Annotated in this window: 22 protein-coding genes; 20 read left to right on the plus strand and 2 right to left on the minus strand. The window is 39.1% G+C overall.

Going from position 1 to position 23,880, the window contains the following annotated elements:
* Positions 1 to 52: 52 nt before the first annotated feature.
* Positions 53 to 403 carry a preprotein translocase subunit YajC gene (yajC, locus tag IGI41_RS02155; RefSeq protein ID WP_430611043.1) on the plus strand — a complete coding sequence of 117 codons (351 nt, stop codon included), beginning with the start codon at positions 53 to 55 and terminating at the stop codon, positions 401 to 403.
* A 128-nt stretch (positions 404 to 531) separates the two neighbouring features.
* Here yajC and IGI41_RS02160 read toward each other — a convergent pair whose 3' ends face one another.
* The gene (locus IGI41_RS02160; protein WP_430611045.1) at positions 532 to 963 is read right to left on the minus strand and encodes an Hsp20/alpha crystallin family protein; all 432 of its coding nucleotides are present in this window, start codon (positions 961 to 963) and stop codon (positions 532 to 534) included.
* A 212-nt stretch (positions 964 to 1,175) separates the two neighbouring features.
* On the opposite strand from IGI41_RS02160, the gene IGI41_RS02165 reads away from it, so the two are divergent.
* The 9 genes from IGI41_RS02165 (at position 1,176) to IGI41_RS02205 (ending at position 12,083) form a co-directional block, all read left to right on the plus strand.
* Positions 1,176 to 2,018 (plus strand): YitT family protein, encoded by an 843-nt coding sequence (locus tag IGI41_RS02165; RefSeq protein WP_430611047.1) that lies wholly within the window; start codon positions 1,176 to 1,178, stop codon positions 2,016 to 2,018.
* Positions 2,019 to 2,033: 15 nt separating this feature from the next.
* Entirely contained in the window at positions 2,034 to 2,762 is a 729-nt protein-coding gene (locus IGI41_RS02170; RefSeq protein WP_430611048.1) for a GntR family transcriptional regulator, LSA1692 subfamily, read from the plus strand.
* 13 nt (positions 2,763 to 2,775) lie between these two features.
* Positions 2,776 to 4,077, plus strand: a complete 1,302-nt coding sequence (locus IGI41_RS02175; protein WP_430611050.1) for a Sapep family Mn(2+)-dependent dipeptidase — start codon at positions 2,776 to 2,778, stop codon at positions 4,075 to 4,077.
* Positions 4,078 to 4,227: 150 nt separating this feature from the next.
* Complete coding sequence (locus tag IGI41_RS02180; protein ID WP_430611051.1) at positions 4,228 to 5,175, plus strand: N(4)-(beta-N-acetylglucosaminyl)-L-asparaginase; 948 nt, start codon at positions 4,228 to 4,230, stop codon at positions 5,173 to 5,175.
* A 48-nt stretch (positions 5,176 to 5,223) separates the two neighbouring features.
* A complete protein-coding gene (locus IGI41_RS02185) occupies positions 5,224 to 5,739 on the plus strand; it encodes an NUDIX hydrolase (RefSeq protein WP_430612681.1) in 516 nt (171 codons plus the stop codon).
* Between the two features lie 297 nt (positions 5,740 to 6,036).
* Positions 6,037 to 8,628 carry a bifunctional acetaldehyde-CoA/alcohol dehydrogenase gene (adhE, locus tag IGI41_RS02190; protein ID WP_430611052.1) on the plus strand — a complete coding sequence of 864 codons (2,592 nt, stop codon included), beginning with the start codon at positions 6,037 to 6,039 and terminating at the stop codon, positions 8,626 to 8,628.
* A 120-nt stretch (positions 8,629 to 8,748) separates the two neighbouring features.
* Positions 8,749 to 9,234, plus strand: coding sequence for a hypothetical protein (locus tag IGI41_RS02195; RefSeq protein WP_430611053.1), 486 nt, complete (start codon positions 8,749 to 8,751; stop codon positions 9,232 to 9,234).
* 346 nt (positions 9,235 to 9,580) lie between these two features.
* Complete coding sequence (locus tag IGI41_RS02200) at positions 9,581 to 10,423, plus strand: hypothetical protein (protein WP_430611055.1); 843 nt, start codon at positions 9,581 to 9,583, stop codon at positions 10,421 to 10,423.
* On the plus strand, positions 10,407 to 12,083 hold the full coding sequence (locus IGI41_RS02205) for a hypothetical protein (RefSeq protein WP_430611056.1): 1,677 nt from the start codon (positions 10,407 to 10,409) through the stop codon (positions 12,081 to 12,083). Before IGI41_RS02200 ends, IGI41_RS02205 begins: the two co-directional genes overlap by 17 nt.
* A gap of 101 nt (positions 12,084 to 12,184) precedes the next feature.
* On the opposite strand, the gene IGI41_RS02210 is transcribed toward IGI41_RS02205, so the two are convergent.
* Positions 12,185 to 13,228, minus strand: a complete 1,044-nt coding sequence (locus IGI41_RS02210; protein ID WP_430611058.1) for a LacI family DNA-binding transcriptional regulator — start codon at positions 13,226 to 13,228, stop codon at positions 12,185 to 12,187.
* Positions 13,229 to 13,416: 188 nt separating this feature from the next.
* Here IGI41_RS02210 and IGI41_RS02215 point away from each other — a divergent pair, with 188 nt between their 5' ends.
* The 10 genes from IGI41_RS02215 to IGI41_RS02260 all read left to right on the plus strand — a co-directional run bounded on the left by IGI41_RS02215 (position 13,417) and on the right by IGI41_RS02260 (position 23,685).
* The gene (locus tag IGI41_RS02215; RefSeq protein ID WP_430611060.1) at positions 13,417 to 13,803 is read left to right on the plus strand and encodes a hypothetical protein; all 387 of its coding nucleotides are present in this window, start codon (positions 13,417 to 13,419) and stop codon (positions 13,801 to 13,803) included.
* Positions 13,800 to 15,638 (plus strand): DUF2264 domain-containing protein, encoded by a 1,839-nt coding sequence (locus IGI41_RS02220; RefSeq protein WP_430611061.1) that lies wholly within the window; start codon positions 13,800 to 13,802, stop codon positions 15,636 to 15,638. The genes IGI41_RS02215 and IGI41_RS02220 overlap by 4 nt, the downstream gene beginning before the upstream one ends.
* Positions 15,619 to 16,773, plus strand: coding sequence for a glycoside hydrolase family 88 protein (locus tag IGI41_RS02225; protein WP_430612683.1), 1,155 nt, complete (start codon positions 15,619 to 15,621; stop codon positions 16,771 to 16,773). Before IGI41_RS02220 ends, IGI41_RS02225 begins: the two co-directional genes overlap by 20 nt.
* A gap of 48 nt (positions 16,774 to 16,821) precedes the next feature.
* On the plus strand, positions 16,822 to 18,093 hold the full coding sequence (locus IGI41_RS02230; protein ID WP_430611062.1) for an ABC transporter substrate-binding protein: 1,272 nt from the start codon (positions 16,822 to 16,824) through the stop codon (positions 18,091 to 18,093).
* Between the two features lie 88 nt (positions 18,094 to 18,181).
* The gene (locus IGI41_RS02235) at positions 18,182 to 19,084 is read left to right on the plus strand and encodes a carbohydrate ABC transporter permease (protein ID WP_430611064.1); all 903 of its coding nucleotides are present in this window, start codon (positions 18,182 to 18,184) and stop codon (positions 19,082 to 19,084) included.
* Between the two features lie 12 nt (positions 19,085 to 19,096).
* Positions 19,097 to 19,969, plus strand: coding sequence for a carbohydrate ABC transporter permease (locus tag IGI41_RS02240; protein ID WP_430611065.1), 873 nt, complete (start codon positions 19,097 to 19,099; stop codon positions 19,967 to 19,969).
* An 11-nt stretch (positions 19,970 to 19,980) separates the two neighbouring features.
* Positions 19,981 to 20,661 carry a DUF624 domain-containing protein gene (locus IGI41_RS02245; RefSeq protein WP_430611066.1) on the plus strand — a complete coding sequence of 227 codons (681 nt, stop codon included), beginning with the start codon at positions 19,981 to 19,983 and terminating at the stop codon, positions 20,659 to 20,661.
* A 172-nt stretch (positions 20,662 to 20,833) separates the two neighbouring features.
* Positions 20,834 to 21,373: a GNAT family N-acetyltransferase gene (locus IGI41_RS02250; RefSeq protein WP_430611067.1), complete on the plus strand. Its 540-nt coding sequence runs from the start codon at positions 20,834 to 20,836 to the stop codon at positions 21,371 to 21,373.
* Positions 21,374 to 21,521: 148 nt separating this feature from the next.
* Positions 21,522 to 22,982, plus strand: a complete 1,461-nt coding sequence (locus IGI41_RS02255; RefSeq protein WP_430611068.1) for a sensor histidine kinase — start codon at positions 21,522 to 21,524, stop codon at positions 22,980 to 22,982.
* 1 nt (position 22,983) lies between these two features.
* Positions 22,984 to 23,685, plus strand: a complete 702-nt coding sequence (locus IGI41_RS02260; protein WP_430611069.1) for a response regulator transcription factor — start codon at positions 22,984 to 22,986, stop codon at positions 23,683 to 23,685.
* Positions 23,686 to 23,880: the final 195 nt, after the last annotated feature.

Below are 23,880 nucleotides of genomic sequence, written 5' to 3' on the forward strand. Positions count from 1 at the left end.
GTAGATTCTGATAAAGTATTTATAGGAAAGACTAATAATCGAGGTGAAAAAAATGGCACAATCTTTACCAATGCTCTTTATGCTTGTTGCACTTGTTGCAATGTGGTTCTTCATGAGCCGTTCGCAAAAGAAGCAGCAGCAAGAACGTAAAAACTTGCTTGATAACATGAAAGCTGGCGACAACGTTGTAACGATCGGCGGACTTCATGGTGTGATTTCTGAAATCAACACTGAAAAAAATACAGTAATCATCGATTGCGAAGGTATCTTCTTAGAATTTGACCGCTCAGCGATTCGTACTGTGACACCTGCAACAGCTGCATCTGTAACAACTGAGATCGAACCAGCTGATGTAGCAGAAGAAGCAACAGAAGTAACAAAGACAGATGATACAAAAGAATAAGTTTGGATTTGACGAACCTTTACCACTCATAGATGAGTTGTAAAGGTTTTTTATCTTCTGAAAGAAATAATCCTGGTACCAGAAATGATTCATTCTTTCTGGTACCAGGATTATTTGTTTGGGGTAAGCTATTCGATTGGAATAGATTTTTTGCGTTCTATATTGTGTTCATCTTTTGGTAGGGTTAATTTAAGAATTCCCTCTGAGTAAGTAGCTTTGATTTCGTCTTCTTTGATATTTTCTAGGAGATACTGACGACGGACACTGGTTAGACTTCTTTCGCTGCGGACGAGTTTGCCTTTTTTGTCTTCTGTTTGTGTATCGGATTGATGTTGACCAACAATCGTTAATACACCATTTTCATAGGTCACATGTATATCTTCTTTAGGGATACCAGGCAATTCTGCTTCGACGAGGTATTCTTTCTCATTTTCGTGAATATCGGTTTTGATCACATTTGGCTTGAATCCATCAAAGAAGCTCCGGCCAAAATCTTCGAAAAAATTAAAAGGTGACATATTATACGCATCAGAGTGACGAGGTTCAATCTCATTTGACATAAAAAATCAATCCTTTCTTTGTTATTCTTTTCACTTATTATTCTAGTACCGTTTATATTTTTTTTCAAATCATTTACTCACCAGCAAAAAAGGAAAGAAAAGTTCCACTAGCGTTTTCTGTGATCCGCGAATAAAAGTGAGCAATCACATATTTTCGGATGACAGTGTATACTTTTTGGTATATACTAAAAACGAGTCGAAAGGGGATGCTTATGCCGCGTTATAGAAAAAGAGTCTTGATTGCACTCATCTATGCATGTTTATCTTCAGTTGCTTTGAACATGTTTTGGTTGCCGGGAAATATTTATGCAAGTGGCTTGACAGGTCTTTCACAATTGTTGTCGCAAGTATTGTATGAGCAGTTTGCTATTGAGTTATCGATTCCAGTATTCGTCTTATTTTTTAACGCACCTTTGTTAGCGATTGCATGGTTGAAAATCGACCGTACGTTTACTATATTGACGGTTTGTACAGTTTTGCTTTCGTCATTGATGATGAAAGTAGTCCCTATTGTCCCGTTGACAACAGATCCTGTGATTTGTGCGGTTTTTGGCGGACTGCTGCACGGTGTTTCAGTCGGGCTGACATTAAATGACGACTTTTCTACAGGTGGACTAGATATCCTAGGTATCTTAGTAAAAATGTTGACGGGGAAAAGTATCGGCACTTTTTTTATTGTATTTAACGTGAGTCTTCAAATCGTTGCTGGCTTGCTCTTTGGTTGGCCCTTTGCTTTTTATAGTGCTATTTCTTTCTTTATAAGCGGGCGTATGGTCGATTATGTCAATGTGAAACAACGACAGGTCCAATTACTGGTGGTTACTGAAAAAGCAGATGCGGTGATCATGACAGTACAAAGTGCGCTACAGCGGGGTATTACAGTCATTAACGATGTTGAAGGCGGATTTGATCGTCAGCAGAAAAAATTATTGTTTTTGGTTATTTCGCAAAAAGAACTAAAAACTGTCGAAGGGATGATTCAAGCCATAGATACGCAAGCATTCGTGAGTGTGTCCGCAGGCGTCACTGCGAACCGTCCCTTTTATGAATGGTAGAAAGCGGGAATTCAATTGAAAAAACAAGCACTATTTGAAGAAATTGCAACAAACATCGCCCAACGGGTCTATGATGGGACCTATGTGACTAGCCAAAAACTCCCTTCAGAGTATAATCTGGCGGAAGAATTTCAATGCAGTCGTTTGACCGTCCGCAAAGCGATTGCTTTATTGATCAGTCAAAATCTATTAGTGAAAGAAAAAGGCAAAGGGACCTATGTGATGAAACAGCCAAAAATCCAGAGTGGTTCTGGCGGGTTGCAAAGTTTTACCGAGACAGCTCAGGTACAAGGCAAAAAAACGCGTACAGAAGTCCTGCATGTGGAAACAGTGAAAGACTTGCCTCTTAAGGTTCGACAAATGTTTGGAAACTATGCCACAGAGCCCATCGTATTTCTTGTTCGCTTGCGTTACTTTGATGAGGAGCCAATGACGGTCGAGAATCTTTATGTACTAAAACGTTATCTAACAAAGACAAATGAACAACTTCCCGTAAATCACTTGGCATCCTCATTATACCAAGTGATTGAGACCAATATTGAGGTTGGGTATGCGCATCAAGAAGTCGAAGCTGTAAAAAGCCCGCCGGATATTGCTAAGTTGCTACACGTAGCTGAAGATGAGCCGATGCTTTTGGTTCATTCGATGACTTATTCCCCTTCAGCAAAACCAATACTATACGATACGTCATTTTATCGTGCAGATAAATATACCTTCAAAAATACATTGGTACGACAGAAATAAAAGGTGGATGAAGATGGACCAAATAACAACAAGTATTGAAACAAATTGGGAAGATTTCCTCTTGCTACTCAAACAAGTGATGCAAGTACCTAGTGTCAAAGCAGCACCTGAACCTCAAGCGCCTTATGGCATCGAAGCGCGTCGCGTGCTGTCTCTTGTGATGGATAAATGCATGTCCTACGGGTTTCAGACCAAAGTAATCGACGATGCGATCGGTTATGCACAATGGGGACCCGAAAGCGATGAATACATTGGCGTACTTGGACACTTAGACGTTGTTCCAGCCGGGACGGGCTGGGACTTTCCACCGTTTGACTTAAGTGAAAACGCTGGGCGGTTTTATGGGCGAGGCATTTTGGACAACAAAGGACCGATCATTAGCTGCCTATACGGAATGAAGTTATTAAAAGAGTTAGGTTATCGCCCCAAAAAACCAATACGAATCATCTTTGGCACTGATGAAGAAAGTGGCATGTCAGATATCAGTCACTACTTAGCGGCTGAGCAACCGCCGGTTTTTGGCTTTACGCCAGATTGCAAGTATCCGGTAGTGTATGGTGAACGTGGTGTAGTAAACGTGGCACTGCACTTTCCCTTGCCTGAAAATGAGCAACAGCAAATAGAAGCTTTTCAAGGGGATCAGTTTCGGGATCATGTTCCAGACCATTTGCAAGTGACGATTGCTGGCCAAGCTTTTGAATCAAAAGGCACACGCGCACCAAGCAATGCGCCTGAGTTAGGGGAAAATGCAATCACGATACTGGCTGCCAGCCTAGCAAACCAACTAGACACACATACGGTGATGCACGCAGTGTTCAAATGGATCTGGCAAAGTTTTCATGAAAAACATTTCGGTGAAGGAATCGATTTAGCACTATCAGATGCCGATTCTGGTCAATTGATTTTAACGCCAGTTGTTTTACAAAAAGCTGAGGACGGATTGATGTTGGAGGTTGCTTTTCGTTATCCGGTATCTGTTCCTGAATCCGAAGTGCTAACTAGGCTGCGCACAAGGATGCCTAAGGCTGCCAGAGTAGAAGTTCTTCGGCGCATGCCAGGAATTTGCCAATCAAAAGATTCAGAAGAAATCAGAAAGTTGTCCGATATCTATCATATGATCACCGGCAACAATGCGGATCCAGTAACGACGACCGGCGCAACCTATGCGCGGAAAATGCCGAATATCTTGGCTTTCGGACCATCTTTTCCGGGACAAAAAGGAATTGCCCATAATAAGAATGAATATATGGATGCCACCGATTTACGAATGAATCTAGAAATTTATATGCGCAGCATCAAAGCATTAACTGAATAAATGGTAGTCCTATAAGCATGAGCAAATAAAGATCTTTAAAAGCGTTTCTTCTAGAAAATGAAACGCAGGAAAACTGTATTAGTCATAGATAGAATAGTATAAATCGCTTAGAATATCTATAAGCGTGATAAAAGTGATGGAGGAAAAGATATGTGGGGAATGATTGCGACTTGGCGTATGGCACACGATGGTGTTCTGGCTGCAAAAGAATTATTAGAAAAAAAAGGATCGGTCAAAGATGCAGTTGAAACTGCGATCAAAGAAGTGGAAGACTATCCTTTTTATAAGTCCGTTGGATATGGTGGGTTGCCTAATGAACGCGGCATAGTAGAAATGGATGCAGCCTTCATGGATGGTGATACCTTTAAAATTGGCGCAGTAGCCGGTATTGTTGATGTAGCCAACCCTATTTCAGTCGCACGTCGGCTGAGTGATGAGAAGTTCAATAGTTTCCGTGTAGGACAAGGGGCGACAGAATATGCAATGTTAGCCGGTTTTGAGCGGAAAAACATGTTAACTGAACGTGCAAAAAAAATATGGGAAAAGCGTGTAGAAGAAATAGCAGCAACCAACCTAGATCCATATGATGGACATGATACGGTAGGTGTCGTCGCATTAGATGCGCATAAAAGCATGGCTGCAGGAACATCAAGTTCTGGTTTATTTATGAAAAAACAAGGCCGTGTGGGGGATTCTCCTTTATCTGGATCCGGCTTTTACGTCGATAGTGCAATTGGCGGGGCTGCAGCCACTGGCTTAGGAGAAGATTTAATGAAAGGGTGTCTTTCTTATGAGATTGTTCGGTTAATGGGGGAAGGACTTTCACCGCAAGCGGCTTGTGATCGCGCAGTTTACGGTTTCGAAGCGCAGTTAAAGAAGCGTTATGGCAAAGCTGGCGCATTCTCACTCATTGCCTTAGATAAAGAGGGTGCTTGGGGAGTAGCGACCAATGTGGCGTTTACGTTTAGTGTGGCAACTGCTGATCAAGAGCCAACTATCTATATGGCTAACCCAGGATCAGACCAAACAACTGTGATTACCCCAATTACCCAAGAGTGGCTAGATGCCTATGAAAAACGGATCAAAGCACCCGTATGATGCTTGTTCAAAATGTCCGTCAGTTAAGGAAAGATTGAGGTGAAAAAGATGGATCATCTCGCTTTTGGTGTGTATGGTATTTTAATTGAACAAAATTGTTTGGCAGTGATTAAGAAAAATGGCGGACCTTATACCAACCGCTATGATCTTCCAGGTGGAAGTTTGGCGGATGGAGAGCTTTTAGAAGCATGTCTATACCGTGAGTTTAAGGAAGAAACGGGTTTAATGGTAGAAGAATCTCGTCAATTAGGTACAGTGAATTTTTTGTATCCTTGGACATTTCAATTAACGACGATGAATAATCATATCTGTGTTTTCTATGAAATCACACGGACCCAAGGAAAAATGGCGGACATTGCGCAACAATTCGATGGCCAAGACTCTTTGGGGGCATGCTTTGTTTCTTTTGACCACTTGAACGAGGAAAATGCTTCGCCGCTTGTATTAAAAGCAAAAGAGTTCCATGAAGAACAGGTTTTTAAGGCAACGAGTCAGCGTTTTTCTCAATGGGAAGTGAAAAGAAAACCAATGTTTGGCGCTACACGTGTGACAAAACATGAATGACAAACACATCGATGGTTTTGATAGGAGAGACAGGTAGAGAAAGAGTAAATCACCATATTTTTTGTAAGAATAAATAAATCATGCTCACAAAAACACATGTTTTTTTGTGAGTATTTTTTTATTTTTCAGCAGGTAACCCCCCATCTAAAAGTGTTGAAAACGCTTGATTTAACAGAAATTTAAAAAACTGTGAAAAATATCACAAAAACTGTTTACAAATAAAAAAAGATATTGTATCATTCTATATGTGAAGTACTTAACAAACAAAAACTTGTTTAAGAAGTAGGAGGAACAACAATGGCTAAGACATTGGAAAAAGAAGTAACCATCGATGTACAAGGAATGATCGACGATTTAGCAACCAAAGCAAATGTCGCATTAAAAGAAATGGAAAACTTTGATCAAGAAAAAGTGGACCACATTGTGCATGAAATGGCAATGGCAGCATTAGATAAACATATGCCTTTAGCAAAAATGGCAGTAGAAGAAACCGGTCGCGGTATCTACGAAGATAAAGCAATCAAAAACATGTATGCATCAGAATACATTTGGAACAGCATCAAACATGACAAAACAGTTGGTGTGATCAACGAAGACAAACAAAAAGGTTTGATCGAAATTGCAGAACCAGTAGGGGTTGTTTGTGGTGTAACACCAACGACAAACCCAACATCAACAACGATCTTTAAAGCAATGATCGCGTTGAAAACACGTAATCCAATCGTATTTGCTTTCCATCCATCTGCACAAAAATGTTCAGCAGAAGCAGCACGTATCGTACGTGACGCAGCGATTGCAGCAGGCGCACCAGAAAACTGTGTGCAATGGATCGAACATCCATCTATCGAAGCAACCGGTCTTTTGATGAACCACCCAGGCATTGCGATCGTATTAGCAACCGGTGGTGCTGGCATGGTCAAAGCCGCATACTCAACTGGTAAACCAGCATTAGGTGTAGGACCTGGTAACGTACCATCTTATATCGAAAAAACAGCCAAAGTAAAACGCGCAGTCAACGACTTGATCGTATCAAAAACTTTTGACAATGGTATGATCTGTGCTTCTGAGCAAGCGGTCATCGTTGATAAAGAAGTATATGCGGCTGTTAAAGCTGAATTTGAAGCACATCAAGTATATGTCGTGAAACCAAAAGAATTGCAAAAACTTGAAGATGCAGTCATGAATGAAGGCAAATATGCAGTGAACCCAGCAATCGTTGGTCATTCAGCAATGGATATTGCGAAATTAGCAGGGATCAAAGTACCTGAAGGCACGAAATTATTGATTGCGGAATTGGACGGTGTAGGCGCTGATTATCCTTTATCTCGCGAAAAATTATCTCCAGTCTTGGCGATGATCAAAGCAAACAACACAGAAGATGCATTCCAAAAATGTGAAGCAATGCTTGATTTAGGTGGTTTAGGCCATACAGCTGTGATCCACACAGAAAACGAAGACTTGCAATTGGCATTTGGCTTACGGATGAAAGCTTGCCGTATCTTAGTGAATACACCATCTGCTGAAGGCGGGATTGGGAATATCTACAATGAGATGATTCCTTCATTGACTTTAGGTTGTGGTTCATACGGAAAGAACTCTGTCTCACGTAACGTATCTGCTGTTAACTTGATTAACGTAAAAACTGTAGCGAAACGGAGAAATAATATGCAATGGTTCAAATTGCCACCAAAAATTTTCTTTGAAAAAAATTCATTGATGTATCTTGAAAAAATGGAAAACGTAGAACGTGTGATGATCGTCTGCGATCCAGGGATGGTTCAATTTGGCTACTGCGACACAGTTCGTGAAGTACTTGCACGTCGCAAAAATGATGTGAAAATCGAAGTCTTCTCAGATGTAGAACCAAATCCATCAACAAATACGGTTTATGCGGGAACAAAAATGATGGTTGATTTCAAACCAGATACAGTCATCGCATTAGGTGGCGGTTCAGCAATGGATGCGGCCAAAGGTATGTGGATGTTCTATGAGCACCCAGATACATCATTCTTCGGCGCTAAACAAAAATTCTTGGATATCCGCAAACGGACATACAAGATCGACAAACCAGAAAAAACACAGTTTGTATGTATCCCAACAACTTCTGGTACAGGTTCTGAAGTAACACCTTTCGCAGTGATTACAGACAGCGAAACGCATGTCAAATATCCATTGGCTGATTATGCACTAACACCAGATGTAGCGATCGTTGACCCGCAATTCGTGATGTCTGTTCCAGCTTCTGTTACTGCTGATACAGGTATGGACGTATTGACACATGCCATCGAATCATATGTTTCAGTGATGGCTTCTGATTACACACGTGGATTAAGCTTACAAGCAATCAAATTGGTCTTTGACTATCTTGAAAAATCAGTAAAAACACCAGATATGGAATCTCGTGAAAAAATGCATAACGCATCAACAATGGCTGGTATGGCCTTCGCGAATGCTTTCCTAGGTATTTGTCACTCAGTAGCCCACAAAATCGGGGGCGAATATGGTATTCCTCACGGACGTACAAATGCGATTCTTTTACCGCACATCATCCGTTACAATGCCAAAGATCCGCAAAAACATGCGATGTTCCCGAAATATGACTTCTTCCGTGCCGACACAGATTACGCAGACATTGCGAAATTCTTAGGCCTTAAAGGAGAAACAACGGCTGAATTAGTTGACGCTTTAGCAACTGCAGTATATGAATTAGGAAAATCAGTTGGTATCGACATGAACTTGAAAGCACAAGGTGTGACACAAGAAACATTAGATACAACAGTTGATCGGATGGCTGAATTGGCATATGAAGACCAATGTACAACAGCAAATCCAAAAGAACCATTGATCTCTGAATTGAAACAAATCATTGTGGATGCCTATAACGGCTAAGCAAATGAATGGATCCAGCCCCTCGGTATCTTAGCTGCCTAGGGACTGGGTTTCTTTTTTTCAATGTTTTCTTGACGGATCAAAAGAAAAACGTAACAATGATAGTAGGAGGTGACTAAGATGTCAGCAGAAACATTAGTTGTAACGTTAAAAATGCAGCAAACCAAAATGGAAGCGTTACAATTGGAATTAAGTCATAGCCAACTAATGAAGAATGAACGAGCCCAAACTTTTATTTATGATTTGAAAGATTATTTGGATAGCTTGGCTGTGGTCACAGACTTCGTGCCAAAACAGGAGACGGATGGAATAATGGTTGACAAATTGTCATTCACATTAGGTGAGCAACAGGGAACACTTCATCAATTGATTCAAGCGCTTAAAAAGATTGAAGAAGATGGAGAACATTTTTTTGGTGTATCAGAAGGAGAAATTCGCCGAATGTATGGCAGTCTGCAAGGTATTCTAGAATTGAACAGTTTACTGCTGCAAGAGAATCCGGCTTTTCAACAAGTGATTAAAAATGCTGGGGGTATCCAAGTAGATGCTTCGCCAGAAGTAGAAAAGACTAGTTTTTTGCAGCGTTTATTCAAAAAAAAGCAGTAGTTGCGTTTAAGAGAATCGAGTCAGTTCATAGAGAAGTAATTTTTCTATATGAACTGACTCGATTCTCTTTTTTGTTTGAGGAACCGTAATCTGTAAATGGAACAATCTAGTGTTTGGTTCAGTGGTTGTTACCACACATGCTGTAGTATCTAAGGCGAGAAGAATCACGAAAATTTTATTTTATATAAACCAAAAAGTGTTATTTTATTTTATTTAGTAAAAATTAAAAATAAAATGATCCTTATTTCATGATTTTTTAAGTAAAAAAAGTAAAAAACTTTTGAAAAAGCGTTTTCTTTTTTTCGCAGTTGATTATAATAGAGAAGAAAAGAGAGGAGTTTTATCTATGACAATAATAACCATGGCAATTCGGGATCGAAATGGAAAAATAAAAGAAGGTAAGTTTTCTCATGATATGGATAGGCAAAAAATCACTGCTTCAGGAGAGGATTTTGTTCAACTTGCATTGCAAGATTATCATTATGAAGATAGTGATGAAATCAGGGTGACATTGGATCAGGCGGGTATCTTCCTAATGGTAAAACTAGACGAAACATTGGATTCAACAATGATTTATGTAAAAGGGAGAGAGTGGCGTTATGTAGTGAAGCGTACACAAAATGCTATGGAAGCAGCACCAAAGTTTCGTTTTGCGGGCAATTGTCATTACTTGCAAGTGCGGATAGCCACTTCGGCAGAAATTCATGCCTATCGTAATATTGCCCTTAACCCCCACGATCAGAAAAATGATAGCAATGCTTATCCGCATGCTCGAGCCAATGTAGAAACAAGAGATGATGCGACTTTCTTTGCCTGCAACGCAATTGATGGTGTTTTTGCCAATCGCTCCCACGGAAATTATCCTTACGGTTCATGGGGGATCAACCGACAGTCAGATGCTGCCTTGACGATTGACTTTGGAAAAGAGGTTAAAGTTGATCGTGTTCGTCTGACATTAAGAGCGGATTTTCCTCACGACAATTATTGGGAAAAAGTAACAGCTGTATTTTCTGACGGCAGCAGCGAAACTTTTGCAACTAAAAAGACGGATATTGGACAATCATTTGATTTTGCACAGAGAGAAACAACCTGCATCACACTGTGTCAATTGATTCAATCTGATGATCCATCACCATTTCCTGCACTAACGCAAGTGGAGGTTTTTGGCTATTATGAAGGGGAATGCTAAAAAAATGAGTGTGCAGTCATTAAAAAATGAAATAATAGAAGCAGCTAATAGGTATGTTTCTGAAGGTGTGATTCCAAATTTACCTTATACAGGATACACTATTTTTTTAGAAACGGGTGAACGGTTGACTTTTGAGAAGGCCTACTTTGAACGCCGTAGGCAATTATTGGCGTTGGGTCTAGGCTATTATCTCGATAAAAGGGAAGAAACGAAAACTTTACTTATGCAATTATTATGGGAAATATGCAATGAGTATACTTGGAGCTTACCGGCACATCTGCCAATATCAGAAGGGGATTATACCCACGAAGCCAAAACAACTATCGACTTGTTTGCAGCTGAAACTGGTCAGGCGTTGAGCGAACTGTTGACATTGATTGGTGATAGTCTTGATTCGATCCTTCAGTGTAGGATACTGGAGGAGATCGAGTGTCGTATCTTGCGTCCGTTTGAGGAGAAGGAGTGGGAATGGGAGGATAAAGAGAATAATTGGTCGGCGGTAATAGGTGGGTGTATAGGAATGACAGCTATAGATGTGGTTGACGATAGCGCACGATTGTCAGCGATCATCAATAGATTGGATCGCTCGTTGGCTAGTTATCTGAATGGTTTTGGCGATGACGGTGCGTGTGTAGAGGGAATCGGTTATTGGAATTATGGCTTTGGTTACTTTATTTATTATGCTGAAAAACTGCGCACAATACGAGGAGACCATCGATATTTAACACTTCCTAAAGTGAAAGCAATTGCGGCATTTCCATACTACACGATGATCGATTCTGATAAATATGTACCGTTCTCTGATTATGCGATCAGCGCATTATCGAGTGGGTTGGTCAGCTATTGTCACCAACATTTTCATGTTCCTGTACCACAATTAATTGGCGGCGTTAGTTCATTTGAAAGTGATCCTTGTTATCGCTTCGCCCAAATGTATCGCAATTTGATATGGTATGACGACGCAATCGCAAAAAAAACAGCTGCCGATGTTTTTCATTACTATGATTCAGCGCAATGGCTGATAGTCAAAAAAACAGATATATTCTTTGCTGCGAAGGGGGGGCACAATCAGGAAAGTCATAATCATTTAGATGTTGGTCATTTTATTTTGGCTCTTGACGGTACCTTATTTTTAAGTGATTTAGGTGCAGGTGAATACACAAAAGAATATTTTGATGAGGCGCACAGATATCAGTTTTTTGTTCCTTCTTCTCGTAGTCATTCGATTCCAGTGATCAATGGCGTTATACAACAGGAATGTGGAGAGCAAGCTCTTATCAAAGAGGCGACGAATAGCCGTTTTGTCCTTTCGTTAGCCGCTTTTTATCCGCAGGCAAAACTCAGCTCATTTATTCGTTCTTTTGATTTAGAAGAAAATAGAATGACTATTGTTGACCAATTTCAATTTCAACAAACGGAAAATGTTGTCAAGGAACAATTCATTACGGAAATTGAGCCGCATGTTTCAGGACTGTCTGTTCGGCTGAGCCATGAGGACAATGTTTGTCAGTTAGATTTTACTACAGGCACAATTTCTGTTCAGCCTGTTGTATACAAAAATCATTATGGCGTTGAATCTACTGCTTATGTCATTCAAGTAGTCAGTCAACAGGAGCATGACGATCAAATGAAAACAGTCATTTCTTGGAATAAACGATGATATAGAGTATAGAGTAAATATAAAGCAACCTGCTTCTCTTTCGTGCCAACGAGGCAAACGGAGAGAAACAGGTTGCTTTATGTTGTTGCTTGTTTATACTTCTAGGTTTTTCGTGGTTCTCCTGTGGATTCGCGGACGATCAAATCGGTACTCAAAAAGATTCGGCGGGCAACACTAGGGTTGGCAATACGATTATAAAGTAATTCGATTCCAGTTTCGCCCATCTCCTCTGTAAACGCACGGACAGAGGAAAGTGGTGGAGAAACATAGCGAGAAACAGAAATATCATTGATGCCCATTACGCTGATTTCTTCTGGTACAGCAATTCCTTTTGCTGTCAACGTGTGAATGATCCCAATCGCAAAAGCATCGTTTGCAGCAAGGATAGCGGTGGGGAGTTCTTGATCCCACATCTTCAATGCTTGCAAAGCTAAATCTTCGCCGGTTTTTACATCAAGTGCACTATTTTCTTTCACAATAAAATACGCATCATCATACAAATCGTAATGTTTCATCATATCTACATATGTATTGACTGTTGGTGTTTTGTAGCGTCGATAGCCATACATATTTTGGCTTTCTTCTGCACCGATAAAAGCAATCTTTTGATGACCTAAATCAATTAAGTGGCTTAATGCTAATTCTGTCGCTTGGGCAAAATCAGTATTGACAGAGTCGTAATCATCTAATGGAAAATTACTCCCAATCACACAAAGATTAGGGTGCAGATCATGGAGTTCGGTTACTTTTTCTTGAGTAAACTTGCCAATTGCTAATAAACCATCCAAATTTTGGATGACACTAGGGTCTAATTGAGAAATTTTTAATAAGTCGCAGCCTAATTCTGCTGCACGTTTTTCTACACCCATGCGAATGGACATATAATAGATGTCCTCTAACTCTTCGTCATCGATGCGCCATTGAACGATGCCGATTGAAATTTCTTTTTTGGGCTGTTTAATTGGTGCGATGACTTTCTGCTTTTGTTTGGTTTTGTACTTAGTATAATTCAACTTCTCAGCGGCTTCGAATATCTTGCGTTTTGTTTCCTCTGTCACAGAAAGGCTAGGGTCATAATTCAAAACTCTCGAAACAGTAGAGATTGAAACTTCTGCCATGGATGCTATATCAGTAATCGTGGCCAAACAAATACCTCCTTCGAAATAACTTAATAACTCTAGTATATTTCTTTTTACTAAAAAAACCAATAGCTAAATCGTGCTTCAAGAAAAATTTTACTTAATTTTAGGAAAAGTATTGATTTTTTTCCTAAAATTAAGTATGATATCTTTTGAAGAAAGCGTTTTAATTGGTGGGGTGATTCATTTTGAAAATGTATAAAATGTTATTTTTATCTGTAACAGTGATTATACTGAGTGGATGCAACAAACAGAATGAAGCTACACAAGTGACAGAATTTTCTCAAGAAGCATCTATAAAATTGAAAACAGCGGCATCGACATATACAGACCGTGCGTATCAAGACGGGGAAGTTCCTTTAAATGATTTTATTCAAATGACCGGGAAAATTACTGATACGGATAGTCAAAGTGAACAAATCATGAAAGGCGATCGCTTTGTTCTGCAAACAGATTCGGCGAAATACCAAGTGTTTAATCAACAAGAAACAACGCTTTATCTTGAGGATGAAGTCACTGTTTATGGGGAGTATTATGGCTTCATCAAAGGAACGTTGATAGAAAGGATTACCAAACAATGATCAATAAAAGAATTAAGAGTAACCCATTTGAACAATATGAAGAAGTAGCTGAAGGTTTCAATGATATGTTGACTGTCTTGCATCCTTATTTTAAAGCCGAAACGGCAGGAGGATTAGACCTAGGTACTCATGGTAGCGTATATGACAAAAAAATTCGCGATACAGAGGCCTTTTTAAGACCACTTTGGGGACTAGGTCCATTTCTAACACAAAATGATAGTCCATTTTTAGCAGAATATATGCAGGGAATCGTAGCTGGTACTGACCCCAATCATCCAAATTATTGGGGGGTGGTTCAAGATTTTGATCAACGAATCGTAGAAATGGCTTCTTTAAGTACGTTGTTCTTATTAAACAAAGAGAAGACTTGGCTGAAGCTAAGCCCAGAGCAGCAAAAGAATGTACATGCGTGGCTGATCCAAGCAAATGACCATGAGATACCTGCGAACAATTGGCATTTCTTTCGGATATTAGTCAATTCTGCAATGAAGAAATGTGACATGTCCTACTCTCAAGAACAGATCGATGAAGATTTTGCACTGATTGAAACTTTTTATTTGGGGGATGGCTGGTATTGCGATGGTGTGCAGACACAGATAGATTATTATGTCTCCTTTGCCATTCACTACTATAGTCTGCTTTATTACAAACTAGTGCCAGAAGATGAAGCTCGGGGACAGCGTTTTAAGGAACGTGCGGTTCAGTTTGCTAAAACCTTCCAATATTGGTTTTCTGCTACAGGCGCAGCGGTACCTTTCGGTAGAAGCTTATCTTATCGCTTCGCGCAAGTCTCTTTTTTCAGCGCTTTAGTATTTGCTGATGTGGAAGCGTTACCGTGGGGAGAAATAAAAGGAATCATTAGTCGCCATCTGCATCATTGGATGCAACAAGATATTTTTACGCCAGAGGGTTTGCTATCTGTGGGGTACTATTATCAAAATTTGGTATTTGCTGAAGGATACAATGCACCAGGTTCTCCTTACTGGGCATTCAAAACTTTTTTGTTATTGGCAGTACCCAAAGAACATCCATATTGGCAAGCAAAAACACAACCGTTACAAGTGAGTGAAAATAAACATCCGCACCCAATCAGTAGAAATTACTATCAATATAGTTCAGAATTGGCGCATGCACTCATGTTTCCTGCAGGCCAATTCATTCATAATCAGAGTCATGCAAGTAGCAAGTATAGTAAGTTTGTCTCTTCTTCAATTTTTGGCAACAGTGTTCCAAAAAGCAATTATTGGTATTACGAAGGCAATTTTGATAACTGCTTAGCATTGTCAGAAGATGATCATTATTTCCGCACCAAAGAATTGGATCACTCTTATCATATAAAGTCTGATCGCATTATCCATGAATGGTTTCCATGGACAGATGTCCATATCAGAAGCACGATCATTCCTTTGGAAGGATGCCATGTGAGAATTCATGAAGTGCATGCTGCACGTTCTTTATATTTGTATGAGGGAGGTTTCTCCACGCCGCAAGAAGATAGTGAAATGGTGCAAAAAAATGGCATGGCTTCCGTTGAAAATGCAATAGGCTATTCGAAAATAGAATCTATCATTGGTTTTGACGAAAGTGGCGTAGTGAGGACAGAACCAAATACAAATCTGTTCTTTCCAGCGACATTACTTCCCCATCTGAAAGTAAAAAAAGCTAGTGGAAATTATTTGTTGGTATCAGTAGTTACTGGTTTGCTTCCTGATGAGAGCGTACAACCGGTGGACATAAAACAAAGCAATGGGCAATTGACGATCAAACAGGCTGAAGAGCAAATCGTCGTTGCTTTGGCAGGAGGAAAAGATGAATATGAGCAAGGCAACAAGTGAAAAAATTACGAAAGAGTGGTTACAAGAAGAGATTGCATTTGCATTAGACAAGGTAAAAAGCAATTTAGATACATTTACGGATTTGGTTCCGCCAGCTGCAAGTATTGATCAAGTCTATCAACCTGAAGAAAATACAGATTGGACAGCTAGCTTTTGGAACGGGATGTTGTTTTTAAGCAAAGAGCTAAGTCAGACGGATGCTTTCGATCATGTTATCTATCATCAGATACAGTCCTTTCAACATCGATTAGATCATCGGATAGCACTAGAAACACACGATATTGGCTTTCTTTATATTTTGTCAGCATTAGCTGATTACCAGATAAATGGTCGTGAATCATCAAAAAAGATGGCATTAGAAGCTGCTGACCTGTTGATGGAAAGATATTCACCAAAAGCAAAAATCATTCAAGCTTGGGGCGATTTGAATGATCCAGAACAAAGTGGGCGAATGATTATAGACTGCTTAATGAATTTGCCGCTGCTTTATTTTGCTTCTCAAGAAACGGGAGATCCTAAGTACAGAGAAGCTGCTTACGCTCATGCAAAACAAACACAAACATATATTGTAAGAGACAATGCAACAACATTTCATACCTACTATTTTGATACAGAAACTGGGGAACCGCTATACGGAAAAACACAACAAGGATTTTCCGATGAGTCATGCTGGGCACGCGGTCAAGCGTGGGGAATCTATGGATTTACCCTCAGTTACCTTTACACTGGAGATTACAGCTTTTTAGAAACTGCAAAACAAGTAGCAGATTATTTCATTTCAAATTTGCCAGAAGATAAAGTGTGTTATTGGGATCTTATTTTTAACGATGGAAGTAATGAAGAAAGAGATAGTTCATCGGCAGCAATCGCCGCGTGCGGCTTATTGGAATTAGCAAAACACTTGCCGCTGTCTGATGAAAAAACCCGACTATATCAAACCGTTGCAGTTGAAATGATGGAAGCATTGGCAGAAAATTATACAACTAAAAATACGCCACGATCTAACGGGCTCTTATTGCATGGTGTTTATGACAAAAACACAAATAAAGGGGTGGATGAATGCATGATCTGGGGAGATTATTTCTACCTGGAGGCTCTGACGCGTCTAACACAATCTTGGTATATGTATTGGTGATTCAAAGGGATATCCCTAAAAAATAAATTATATATTGGAGGAATTAAAATGAAATTGTGGAAAAAAGGTTTTATGGCAGTCGCAATGTTCGGTGCCGTTGCAGCTTTAGCAGCTTGTGGTGGAGATTCATCCTCAGAGAGCGATTCATCAGCAGATGGCGACATTAAGCTGACAGTCACTACTTGGAATTACGATACGACACCTGAGTTTGAAAAACTGTTCCGTGCTTTTGAAGAGGCGAATCCTGGCATTACTGTTGAGCCAGTTGATATTGCTTCTGATGATTACGATACAAAACTTACGACTATGCTTTCATCCGGAGATACCACAGATATTTTAACCATGAAAAATTTGTTGTCATACTCTAACTATGCATTACGAGATCAATTGGTTGATTTAACTGACCATATCTCATCGATTGATACTGATCCGGCACAAGCAAGTTACGAAATGTATGATGTGGATGGTAAAACATATGCACAACCATATCGGACTGATTTTTGGGTTCTATATTATAACAAAAAAATGTTTGATGATGCCGGCGTAGATTATCCATCAAATATCACTTGGGATGAATACGAAGAGTTAGCAAGCAAATTATCAAATCCTGATGAACAAGTATACGGTGCATACCAACATACATGGCGTTCAACGACCCAAGCCATTGCTGCTGCACAAAACGACGCAAATCTTATTGATCCGTCATATGATTACCTAGAAAGTTATTATGATCGCGCACTAAGAATGCAAGACGATCAATCACAAATGGATTTTGGTACTGCAAAATCAACGAAGGTAACTTATCAATCTCAATTTGAAAATAGCAAAACAGCAATGATGTATATGGGGACTTGGTACATGGGCGCTTTAATGACAAATATTGATGATGGCAAAACAAATGTTGAATGGGGAATTGCTGAAATGCCGCAAAACGAAAAAGGCGATGTGACAACATTTGGTTCTCCTACTGCGTATGCCATCAATAAAAATTCTAAAAATCAAGAAGCTGCGCAAAAATTCCTAGACTTTTGTTCTGGAGAAGAAGGCGCGAAGGTGTTGGCAGAAGTCGGGGTAGTCCCTTCATATAAAACAGATGCAATCGATGAATTGTACTTCTCACGTGAAGGGATGCCTGCTGATGAAGTGTCAAAAAAAGCATTTAATCCTGAAACAGTCGCAATTGAATTTCCAGTTGATAAAAATGGTCCAGCAATTGATAAAGTATTACAGGAAGAACATGATTTGATCATGGTGGGTGACGAAACACCTAAAGAAGGTATTGCAAATATGGAAAAACGCGTAAAATCTGAAATCGAATAACTTTTTCTAGAGAAGAGATTGTGGCATAGATCTCTTCTCTGGTAGAAATGGAAGGGGGCACCTGCTGATTATACAGTAGGGAACAAATATGGAAATTACCTCAAAATCAAAAACAGCAAATCGTTTACGACGTAAAAATACATGGACCGCTTGGTCATTTATTGCACCAAACTTTATCGGTTTCTTTTTGTTTACATTGATCCCAGTTGTTTTTTCTTTGATTTTAGCCTTTATGGAATGGGATTCATTTAGTACACCGGAATTTGTTGGTTTCAAGAACTTTACAAAAATGGTAGGTGATGATACTTTTTGGATTTCTTTGAAGAATACTTTCTTGTATACGATAGGCGTTGTACCGTTGACTTTGATTTGTTCACTTGGTTTGGCAATTCTATTGAATAAAAAAATCCGCGGGATCAAATTTTTCAGAACTGCATTTTTCTTTCCTTATGTCACTTCGTTGGTTGCAATCGCGGTTGTATGGAATATGTTGTTTCATCCGACAATGGGGCCAATCAATCAGTTTCTGAAAGTATTTATAGAAAATCCACCAGGATGGACTTCTAGTTCGGATTGGGCACTAACAGCAATCGTTATCGTTAGTGTTTGGCGTGGAATGGGCTACTATATGATTTTATATTTGGCTGGTTTGCAAAGTGTCCCTAAGGAACTATATGAAGCAGCTTCAATGGATGGGGCAAATAAATGGAAGCAATTTCTGAATGTTACTTTGCCATCGTTACGGCCGACAACATTTTTTGTATCGATCATGTTAGTCATCAATTGTTTTAAAATATTTGATTTGGTTCAGGTGATGACCGCTGGTGGACCGGGACGTGCAACGAATGTTCTTGTTTATAATATATATAATGAAGCATTTGTTAAGTTTAATTTTGGTTATGCATCTGCGATAGCGATGATTTTATTTATCATTGTTTTGGGCATCACGGTGATTCAGTTTAAATGGAATCAACGACAAGAAAGAGTGTAAGGAGGGACTATAATGGAAAATGCACTTACTAAGGATGAAACAAAAATCAAAAAGAAGACCAAAGAAAAAGTGACACTTGGCAGCATAGTATTGATCATCGTATTAACAGTTTTAGCATTAGTGACATTGGTCCCTTTTATATGGATGCTTTCAGCGTCATTCAAAACAAATAATGATGTGTTCAGTGTACCAATTCAATGGATTCCAAAAACATGGCACCCAGAAAACTATCAAGTGATTTGGGATAGGATTCCATTGTTGACATTCTTTAAAAACACTGCTTTCTTAAGTATTGTTATCACATTAATCCAATTGTTTACCTCAAGTTTTGCCGCATATGGATTTTCAAAAATGAATTTTAAAGGTCGAGATTTACTTTTCCTAACATATATAGGAACGATTGCTATTCCTTGGCAATCCTATATGATTCCTCAGTTTATTATGATGCGACAATTTGGTTTAACAGATACGTTATGGTCACTTGTACTGTTACAAGCATTTAGTGCTTTCGGTGTTTTTCTATTAAAACAGTATTATAGCAGTATACCTGATTCACTATGTGAGAGTGCGCGTATTGATGGTTTGAGTGAGTGGGGAATCTATCGGAAAATCATTTTACCACTTACCAAACCAGCCTTGGCGAGTCTAACGATCATTACATTCGTCAATACTTGGAATGATTATATGGGCCCGTTCATTTATTTGTCTTCTACTGAAAATAAAACGATTCAGTTAGGGTTGAAAATGTTTGTTGGATTATATGATGCTGAATATGCATTGATCATGGCAGCATCTGTAGTGTCGATTTTACCGGTTGGCATTGTCTTTTTGGCTATGCAAAAATATTTCGTAGAAGGTATTGCCACTTCTGGTATGAAGAACTGAGGTGAGAGGATATGTTTACCAAACCAACATTTGACAATAATATTTATATGAAAATTTTTCAAATACTTTACACAGCACTCCTAGCAAATCTGTGCTTTTGGCTTGCTGTCTTTCCATTTTCTGCCGCCGCGCTATTGTTAGACATCAATCTAGGAAACATTTTTTGGTTTGCTGCGACAAGTTTATGGTTAGGTGCAGGAATGATCAGTTTGATTGCTTTGATTGATCAATGGATCAGGGAAAAAGAAATTGCACCAGTCAAGGCTTTCTTTTGTGCCATGAAATCATTTGGTTTAAAAGGTTTTCTTTATTGGTTGATTGGTTGGGGCGGTATAGTGATTGCTATTGTGGATATGCGAGCGTTCAGCTATGTGACACATGGGCAATGGACGTATCCTTTCTTTCTGGTTCTAGGTGTGTGTTCAATTGGGGTAAGCATCAACAGCTGGTATTTTCAAGTAAGGAATCCTCAAGCAAAAATGAAAGATGTTTTGATGATGTCGTTTTATTATCTGATTAGAAAATGGTATCTTAGCATCATCAATTTAAGTTTATTTGTTTTCATATTACTTTTGATTTTTATCAAACCACAGATTGGACTCTTACTCTCTCCAGTTGTATTAACGAGTTTGATTTATCTGAATCTATACCAAATAGGCCGTCAAAAAAATAAGCAATCAAGAAGCTTTTAGTTTTAAATCATAGAAGTCCATCTTTTATTTTTCATCAAAAAAAAGAAATTCTTCCGCAATTTGTGTGTAGCATGGGTCTTTTGTTCAAAAAATAAGAGTTGAAAGCGTATCCTTCATCAAGTAAACTATGAGGTAACTAGCCATCCTTCTAGGTGGCTTTAGGAGGGATAAAATGAAAGAAATCATCTTAAGACCAATCACAAAAGGCAATATCGCTGAGCTTTGGGCTGTCAGTTACGGACCGCTAGCTGACTTAGAATGGATGAATTGGGATGGCCCATACTTTCAAGAGCCTATTTTGACATGGGAAGAGTTTCGAACCGGTTTTGGCAAAAGCTGTATAGACAATCCTTTGCGGAATGCCATTTATGCAGATAATCGTCTGATTGGTATCGTGAGTGCCTATTGGGAAGATAATGATCTGCACCAGTGGCTGGAATTTGGGATTGCGATCTATGACCCTCAGCTTTGGAATCAAGGTGTGGGCACTCAAGCAATCAAACAATGGGTCAGCTATTTATTTGCCCTTGAGCCCAACATTCAACGGATTGGGTACACCACTTGGTCAGGGAATCATCGGATGATGAAACTAGGGGAGAAGCTAGGTATGACCAAAGAAGCGCAGATTAGGAAAGTCCGTTATTGGCAAGACCATTACTATGATTCCGTGAAATATGGCGTGTTGCGAGAAGAGTGGCAACAAAAAAGATGATTCGATATCGGATCATCTTTTTTTATGGATATTTTAGCAATTGTTTACTTTTTGTTTATTTCTTTTTGTTAGTATATGGGATGCATATACTATTTTTTTTTGATTTGACTACAAAAAGAAATTGAGGCAAATGAAAAGAGGAAAATAAATGACGATCAAGCAACGTTTGTACATCTCACATATCCTAATGATCATCGTTCCTGTTATCTTGAGCGTTGTGGTATCCTCGTTGACTTTCTTTTTGGTTTGGCATTATTACTGGGGCGTTGATGAAGGTGCTATGGCCAAGAACACAGAGTTTCGTGTGCAATATGCGACGGTTGAAAGTCTAGTCAGAAAATGGTCCAGTGAAGAGATAAGCAACGAAGATATCTTACAGGATGTACGCCATTTTAAAAGGACGAGTTTAAGCGATGAGATTGCTTTGCTAGTTTATCAAGGGGACGAATTGGTTGCTTCTGCAGGTGTGGTCAAAGACAAAAAGATGAAAGATATAGCTTGGAAAGAACCTGGCGAACATAGTTACTTAAAAGACGAGACTTTTTTGAGAAGTTTTTATGCCGATCAATATAAAGTGATTTTGGTCAATTCTAATTATTATAATGACTTATACTATAAGGATCCATTGTCAGACCGTGATTATCAAGCAACATTAGTGTGGATCGTAGTCGCAATGGTGATTGTGGTCATTGTTGTGATCATATTGACGAGTAGATATTTGACACGGTATATGTTAAAAAGTATCACGGAGCCTTTGAGTTTGCTCACAACAGGATTCAAAGAAATTCGTGAGGGAAACTTGCGTTATCGGATTTTTTATAGAGAAGAAGATGAATTTTTATCTGTGGCAAGAGACTTTAATGGTATGGCGAGTCAATTGAAGCAAATGATGGATACCCAAAAAAGATTAGAAGGAAACCGGCGTGAATTGATAGCGGGAATTTCCCATGATCTACGTACGCCAATAACTTCGATCAAGGCCTATGTTGAAGGTTTGGAGTTAGAAATTGCGAGTACCCCAGAAATGAAGGCAAAATATTATGAGATCATCAAGAAAAAAATTGCTGACCTCAATCAAATCATCGAACAATTATTTTTATTCTCAAAATTGGATACCAATGAATTTCCTTTTAACCTTGTGAAAACGAGTAATAAAAAATTGATTGATGAGTATGTTACTCAAATTAAGACTGAGTATGCTGAAAAAGGCGTAACGATTTCTTTAGCCGTACCGGATATTGAGGTGACAGTTGCTGTAGATCCTGTCCAGTTCAGAACAGTCTTGACGAATATTTTTGAAAATGCCCGAAAGTATATCCAGCATAAGGATAAACGAGTCACCGTTAGTTATCACGTTGAAAAAAGTTATTTGATTATATCGATTGTGGACAATGGCCCTGGTGTCGCACCAGAAAATCTGGAGAATTTATTTGAACTGTTTTACCGCGATGACCATGCACGCTCGAATCCAAGTAAAGGCAATGGTTTGGGTCTTGCGATATCCAAAAAAATCATAGAGGGATTCAATGGCAGTATTTGTGCCCACAATCATGAAAGTGGCGGTTTAGCGATCGTTATCGTATTGCCAATCAAAGGAGGCGACCAATAGGATGTGTACCAAAGTATTGATCATCGAGGATGATGAAGATATTTCAATGATCGAAAAAGATTTCTTGGAAATGGAAGGATACCAAGTCTATATTGCAAACAATGGACGCGAAGGGTATCAAGAAGCCATCTCGCAAGCTTATCAGCTGATTTTGCTAGATGTCATGTTACCAGGCATGGATGGCTATGAGATTTGCCGAGAGATTAGACAAAAAGTGGATATTCCAATCATTATGGTAACTGCCAAGTCTGAAGAACTTGAAAAACTGCGGGGATTGGGTATTGGTGCAGATGATTATATTTCCAAGCCCTTTTCACCGACTGAGTTGGTGGCTCGTGTAAAGGCAAATATTGCACAATACAAACGGATCAAAGGTGCAATGCAGTCCGAACAGAAAGTTGAAGGAGAAATCGCTTTAGGCAATATTCGGATCAATTCACAAACGCATCGTGTGTTTGTGGACAACATTGAAGTGGAATGCAAACATCGAGAATATGAATTGCTGCTCTTCTTAATGGAGCATCCAGAAATCGTGTTCAGCAAAGAACAATTATATGAAAAAATCTGGGGCATGGATGCATTAGGCAATATTCGAACAGTTGCGGTACACATCAATCGCTTACGTGAACGGGTGGAAGAAGATCCAACCAATCCCAAGTATATCCAAACTGTTTGGGGTGCAGGTTATCGGTTTCAAGCATAAATATCAGATGAAGAGAGACGATTTTGTCACAAAACAACAAGTTGCTTTGTGACAAATGGTCTTTTTTTGATGCAATAAAAAGAACCATCGAATCACGCGAATATCAGATTACAAAAATGTAAGCAAGTTAAAAAAAAACTAATTTTTGAAATAAAAAGTTTATAGCCAGTTTAACAATTGTTTATCTTTTGGCGC

Origin of the sequence: Enterococcus sp. DIV0876, assembly GCF_050529585.1 — a bacterium.
GTDB lineage: Bacteria > Bacillota > Bacilli > Lactobacillales > Enterococcaceae > Enterococcus_D.